Origin of the sequence: Arenimonas sp. (genome assembly GCF_019459675.1) — a bacterium.
Classification (GTDB): Bacteria; Pseudomonadota; Gammaproteobacteria; order Xanthomonadales; family Xanthomonadaceae; genus Arenimonas.
Genome location: NZ_JAIBFH010000487.1, coordinates 1 through 3,916 on the forward strand (window position 1 = coordinate 1; position 3,916 = coordinate 3,916).

Consider the following 3,916-nt stretch of genomic DNA (forward strand, 5'->3'; position numbering starts at 1 on the left):
CCCCCCGCTCCGGGGGGGGCCAGGCCGGCGGGGCGTAACCGCCCGGCCTGTTGGTTTCCGGAGCGCTCAGGGATCGGGCGCGAAGCCGATCGGAAAGGCTTCCGGCGCGCCGTGCGGGCCATGTGGGTCGCTCCAGCGCCGCGGCAGGATGCCGCGTGCCACCAGCGCCTGGGTGGAGTCGTACCAGATCGACAGCACCTGGTCGGGCGATGCGCTGGCGCGTTCGAACTGCGTGGTGGTGGCACCGTCCCAGCGCCTCTGGCCATGGCCCGTGCCCAGCTGCTGGCGCGACGCCAGGCTGGGCTCGCGGCGGGCGTGGTTGTCGTAGGGTGCCGCCGCGGACTCGGCGCTGGCCTTGCCCTGGGCCCGGCCGATCGGGGCCGAAGGGGCCTGGTCGTAGTGGGAGTACAGGCGCTGGCGCTCGCGGAAGGCCGCCACGCCGATCACCCCGACGTTGCCCGGGCGCCCGGTGCGCGCCGCGTAGCTGTCGCCCAGCGAAGTGAACTGGAACTCGGCGACCTCCGAGAGGTTCTTGCGCCAGCCGCGCACCTCCATGCGCTGCCAAGGGGCCAGCACATAGCCGGCCTGCTGGCTGCCGGCGGTTTCACCGCTGATGGCGTTCACGCCGTCCACCGACACCACGGCCAGCATCCGCTCCCCGGTGAGGTTGTGCAGCACCACGGCGTAGCGATGGCCGGGCTGGCCCTCGACGTAGTCGCGGCCCCGATGCGGGTGGCGGGGCAGGGTTTCCTGGCGATCCAGGTCCAGCACCTGCAGGTCCACCAGCGTTTGGGCGCGGGCGCAGCCGGGCAGGGCGCCCAGGGCGAGCAGGGCGAGCAGTGAGGCGGCGAGGCGTTTCATGGGCGTGCTCCTTGGGTTGGCAAGGCTTCCAACGGGCGGGCGGCACTCACGGGGTTAACGCGCCCCGAGTCGTTAGAATGGCGGCAATCCCCCACCAGATCCCGCCATGCCCGTTACCCGCGTCCTCACCGGCATCACCACCTCGGGCACTCCGCACCTGGGCAACTATGCCGGCGCCATTCGCCCGGCCGTGGCGGCCAGCCGCCGGGCCGGGGTGGAAAGTTTCTATTTCCTGGCCGACTACCACGCCCTGATCAAGACGTTTGACCCGGCGCGGGTGCAGCGCTCCACGCTGGAAATCGCCGCCAGCTGGCTGGCCTGCGGGCTTGAGCCGGACAAGGTGTGGTTCTACCGCCAGTCCGACATCCCCGAAGTGACCGAACTCACCTGGCTCCTGACCGGCGTGGCCGGCAAGGGCCTGCTCAACCGCGCCCACGCCTACAAGGCGGCGGTGGACCGCAACCGCGCCGCTGGCGAGGACGACGACGCCGGCGTCAGCGCCGGCCTGTTCATGTACCCGGTGCTGATGGCCGCCGACATCCTGCTGTTCAAGGCGCACTCGGTGCCGGTGGGTCGCGACCAGGTGCAGCACATCGAGATGGCGCGTGATTTCGGCGCGCGCTTCAACCATGTTTACGGCGAACATTTCGTGCTGCCCGAAGCCGCCATCGAGGAGTCGGTGGCCACGCTGCCGGGCCTGGACGGCCGCAAGATGAGCAAGAGCTACGACAACACCATCCCGCTGTTCGCGCCGCCGGCCGAGCTCAGGAAGCTGATCTTCTCGATCGTCACCGACTCGCGCGCGCCCGGCGAGGCCAAGGACACCCAGGGTTCGGCGCTGTTCCAACTCTACCAGGCGTTTGCCACGCCCGAACAAACCGACGCCTTCGCCCGAGCCTATGCCGATGGCATCGGCTGGGGCGACGCCAAGCAGGCGCTGTTCGACCGCGTCGATGCCGAGGTGGCGCCGATGCGCGCCCGCTACGACGAGCTGATCGCCAAGCCGGTGGAAATAGAAGCCATCCTGCGCGAAGGCGCGCTGAAGGCGCGCAAGATCGCCGCGCCGCTGCTCGAGGCGCTCCGCCACGCGGTGGGGCTGCGCGACCTGCGTACGCAGGCCGCCGCCAAATCGGACGCCAAGGCGAAGTCGGCGCTTGCGCAGTTCAAGCAGTACCGCGAGAAGGACGGCCAGTTCTATTTCAAGCTGCTGGCGGCCGACGGCACCGAGCTGATGCAGAGCGTGGGGCATGCTTCACCGCGCGACGCGGGCGAGTGCATCGCAGCGCTCAAGCGCGACGGTGCGGTCACGCTGCGCCACGTCGCCGGCGCGGGCCTGCACCTTGGCGCGCAGCGGGTAGGTGAACTTGCCGGCGGCACCCACATCGAGGACGTGGCCATTGCGCTGGCGGCCTTCGCGCAGGAGGGCTCCTGATGGCGGACGTCGCCGATCTCGCGTTGATCCTGTTCCTGCCGTGGTTCGCGATCCTGGGCGCGCTTTACTGGTACTACCCGCGCACGCTGGAGCGCACGCCCGCGCGCCGCCGCTTCGACGTGATGGTGCTGGTGGCGGCTTTCGCGGCCAGCTTCATCGCCGGCCGCTGGGGCTTTGCCATCGCCAGCACCACCATCGAGGCTGGCCCGATCTGGCGCCAGGTATTGGCCAGCCTGCTGGCCTACAAGGCTTTCCTGGCGGTGTTGGCGGCGGCGTGGGCGTGGCGGGGTTTCCGATTCAGGCTTGGTTGACCCTGCCTGCGCCTAAACTGCAGCTCGGACGATAGGGGCTTGAAATGAAGGCCACGACCACTGCCGCGCCACCACCGCTGCCCCCAGACGAGGAGATTGACCGCCTGTCGGCGCTGCGGCGCTACCGTATCCTCGACACGTTGCCCGAACAGGCTTACGACGACATCGTCGCCCTGGCGCGCCTGGTCTGCGGCACTTCGCAGGCCGTGATGACGTTCGTGGACGAGGAGCGCCAGTGGTTCAAGGCGTCCGAGGGCATCGCGGGCGAAGAGACCGCGCGCAGCATCGCCTTTTGCGACGTTGCCATCCGCACGCCCGACGAGGTCACGGTGGTCAACGATGCCTCGCTGCACGCGGTCTTCCGGAATTACCCCCAGGTCACCGGGCCAGACCACCTGCGCTTCTACGCCGGGGCGCCCATGGTGACCCCGGCGGGGCATGCCCTGGGCACGGTGTGCGTGGTGGACACGGTGCCGCGCGAGCTCGATGCGCGGCAGCTCGATGCGCTGCGCGCGCTGGCGCGGCTGGCGGTGCAGCTGCTCGAACTCAGGCGCGGCAACCTCGATGCCCAGCGCCAGCTGGCCGAGCGCGAGCTCATCACCCGCGACCTGTTGCGCTACCAGCGGCAGCTGGAGGCACAAAACACCGAGCTCGAGGTCGAAGCCAGCACCGACGTACTGACCGGCCTGCTCAACCGCACCGGGCTGGAGAGGGTGCGCCAGGACATCGCCGCTAACTCGCAGCCGCTGGACACGCCCTTCTCCGTGGCCGTGCTGGACATCGACTTTTTCAAGCGGATCAACGACACCCTGGGCCACGCGGCGGGTGACGGGGTGCTGCGCATCGTTGGCCAGGAAATCGCCCGCGGAGTTCGTGGCGGCGACATCGCCGTGCGCTACGGCGGCGAGGAGTTCCTGGTGATCATGCCCAACACGCCGTTGGCCGGCGCCCGCACCGTGGTCGAGCGCATTCGCAACGACATAGCCTGCCGTGCCGGCTTGCCGACACCGGTGACGGTATCGGTGGGCCTGGCCATGGGCGTGGCGGGGCGTGACGAGCCCGAGGCCATCTTCCAGCGGGCCGACCAGGCGCTCTACAGCGCCAAGCGGCGCGGCCGCAACCGGGTCGAAGTGTCCGAGGACTGAGCGCGGCGGACGGCGCTCAGTTCGGCCGCTGCAGGTCGTCGAGCAGCGCGCGCAGGAAGCGCGCGGCTTGGGCCCCCGGGGGGGGCGGGGGGTGGGTTGGGGGGGAGGACGGGCAAAGGGCGGGGGTGATCACCACCCCCCCCCCCGGCCCCACCCCGAGGGATTGA

Annotated in this window: 4 protein-coding genes; 3 read left to right on the plus strand and 1 reads right to left on the minus strand. The window is 70.2% G+C overall.

The annotated features are described in order from the left end of the window. Positions 1-66 precede the first annotated feature (66 nt). The gene (locus K0M70_RS16035) at positions 67-861 is read right to left on the minus strand and encodes a hypothetical protein (RefSeq protein WP_290783786.1); all 795 of its coding nucleotides are present in this window, start codon (positions 859-861) and stop codon (positions 67-69) included. A gap of 106 nt (positions 862-967) precedes the next feature. On the opposite strand from K0M70_RS16035, the gene K0M70_RS16040 reads away from it, so the two are divergent. Genes K0M70_RS16040 through K0M70_RS16050 form a run of 3 tightly spaced genes read left to right on the plus strand, consistent with a single transcriptional unit; the run spans position 968 to position 3,749 of the window. Beyond that, positions 968-2,293, plus strand: coding sequence for a tryptophan--tRNA ligase (locus tag K0M70_RS16040; protein ID WP_290783789.1), 1,326 nt, complete (start codon positions 968-970; stop codon positions 2,291-2,293). Next, complete coding sequence (locus K0M70_RS16045; protein ID WP_290783792.1) at positions 2,293-2,604, plus strand: hypothetical protein; 312 nt, start codon at positions 2,293-2,295, stop codon at positions 2,602-2,604. The genes K0M70_RS16040 and K0M70_RS16045 overlap by 1 nt, the downstream gene beginning before the upstream one ends. 44 nt (positions 2,605-2,648) lie before the next feature. Next, positions 2,649-3,749: a sensor domain-containing diguanylate cyclase gene (locus K0M70_RS16050; protein WP_290783795.1), complete on the plus strand. Its 1,101-nt coding sequence runs from the start codon at positions 2,649-2,651 to the stop codon at positions 3,747-3,749. Positions 3,750-3,916 lie beyond the last annotated feature (167 nt).